The following is a 2,318-nucleotide window of genomic DNA, read 5'->3' on the forward strand; positions in this document are numbered from 1 at the left end:
GTTCCGCGCATTATTTTCGTAAATAAAATGGACCGCGTCGGTGCAAATTTCTATAATGTCGAACAGCAGGTAAAAGATAGGCTCAAGGCTCATCCAGTTCCTATTCAAATTCCGATCGGCGCTGAGGACGATTTTAAAGGCGTTATCGATTTAGTCACTATGAAGGCGCTCGTTTGGGATGACAGCAAGGGTCCTTCTGCTCCGGAGATCGTTGAAATTCCTGCCGAGCTACGAGAAAAAGCACAGGAATATCGCGACAAGATGATTGAGGCGGTAGCAGAGACTGATGAAGCTTTGATGGAGAAGTATTTTAACGGCGAAGAGCTAAGCGTAGAAGAGATTAAAAAGGGCATCAAGAAAGGCTGCTTAAGCCTAAGCTTCTTTCCTATGCTATGCGGTACCGCATTTAAAAACAAGGGCGTGCAGCCTTTGCTAGATGCGGTCGTAGATTATCTACCTGCGCCTGATGAAGTGCCTGCGATTAAGGGTCAGTATGAGGACGGCAGCGAGGTTCACGTAAGCTCTACCGACGAGGGCGAGTTTGCGGGTCTTGGATTTAAGATTATGACCGATCCTTTCGTAGGTCAGCTTACCTTCGTGCGCGTATATCGCGGTGTTTTGGAAAGCGGCAGCTACGTCGTAAATACCGGCAAAGGCAAAAAAGAGCGCATCGGACGCTTGCTAAGGATGCACTCAAATAAACGCGAAGAGATCAAGGAGCTTTATGCAGGCGAGATTGGCGCCGTCGTGGGTCTAAAAGATACCCTTACGGGCGATACTCTAGCTAGCGAAAAAGATAAAGTAATCTTGGAGCGTATGGAATTTCCTGATCCAGTTATTAGCGTAGCGGTAGAGCCTAAAACCAAAGCCGATCAAGAAAAAATGGGTATCGCACTTCAAAAATTGGCGCAAGAAGATCCGAGCTTTAGGGTTGCGACCGACGAGGAGAGCGGACAGACGATCATTTCGGGAATGGGCGAATTGCACCTTGAGATCATCGTAGATAGAATGCTTAGAGAATTTAAAGTAGAGGCCGAGGTCGGACAGCCGCAGGTCGCATATCGCGAGACTATCCGCAAAACGGTCGAGCAGGAGTACAAATACGCCAAGCAATCGGGCGGTCGCGGTCAATACGGTCACGTATTTTTGCGCCTAGAGCCTTTGGAGCCAGGCACCGGATATGAGTTCGTAAACGATATCAAAGGCGGTGCGATTCCAAAAGAATACATCCCTGCGGTAGATAAGGGCTGCCAAGAGGCGATGCAAAACGGCGTTTTGGCGGGATATCCGGTCGAGGATGTGCGCGTGACGGTCTATGACGGAAGCTACCACGAAGTCGATAGCTCCGAAATGGCGTTCAAACTCGCCGCTTCTATGGGCTTTAAAGAGGGCGCTAGAAAAGCGGGTGCCGTGATCTTGGAGCCTATGATGAAGGTCGAGGTAGAAACCCCTGAGGAGTATATGGGCGACGTCATCGGCGATCTAAACAAACGTCGCGGACAGGTCAATAATATGAGCGAACGCGGCGGCAATAAGATCATTGACGCATTTTGCCCGCTTTCGGAGATGTTCGGTTACTCGACCGATCTGCGCTCTCAGACGCAGGGTCGTGCGACCTATTCGATGGAATTTGATCACTACGACGAGGTTCCTAAAAACGTCGGCGAAGAGATCATCAAAAAGCGCAACGGCTAAGCTTAACGAGCGCTAGGGTACGGCGATAGCTTTATCGCCAACCCCCGGCGCTTCTTTAAATTTTAAAACGGCGTTTAAATTTAATCTGCTTTACGAGCCGAAATTTTAACTCACATTCTAGCTTCAAATAAAATTTCAACCCATAAGTTTAACTCTTGCCGATCGTAAATTTAGATCAAAAAATTTCAATTAAATTTAAAAATTCAAAACATAACTTAAAGCGCGCTCATGATGCCGCACCTGTCGTTTTACTAGTGATTTCTTTCTTTCGCAGGTAAAGTGCACATACAGCGCTATCGCTTTGATTTTTATTCACGGACAAAATCGCCGCAAGCGGGATTGCGTAGGCAGGGCGAAATTTTACTTTCGGTGCAGCCTTAAGGCGGAGCGCAACTATCATAGACTTATATCGGATCGTGACCATCAGTGCTTTATGCGAGTAGCGGTATTCTCGAGGTACTTTATTGCGCCGTCGCTTCGCGCCGTAAAATTTCATCTTCGCAGACCGATCTACGCACCGCTCATATTAAGTTGAGCTAGTACCCAAGCTCGCTTGTTTTCGGATTTAGCAGGCGTTTGCTTTCGCGGGCTATAATGCGCCCGTTTTAAATATTTCAAAACAA

At 47.7% G+C, this 2,318-nt stretch carries 1 protein-coding gene; it reads left to right on the top strand.

What is annotated here, in order from left to right; genetic code table 11:
* The coding region (gene fusA, locus Q0340_RS08915) for an elongation factor G (RefSeq protein WP_298083031.1) at positions 1-1,695 on the top strand (1,695 nt) is incomplete at its 5' end.
* Positions 1,696-2,318: the final 623 nt, after the last annotated feature.

The sequence above is a fragment of the uncultured Campylobacter sp. genome, assembly GCF_938045595.1.
Lineage (GTDB): Bacteria > Campylobacterota > Campylobacteria > Campylobacterales > Campylobacteraceae > Campylobacter_B.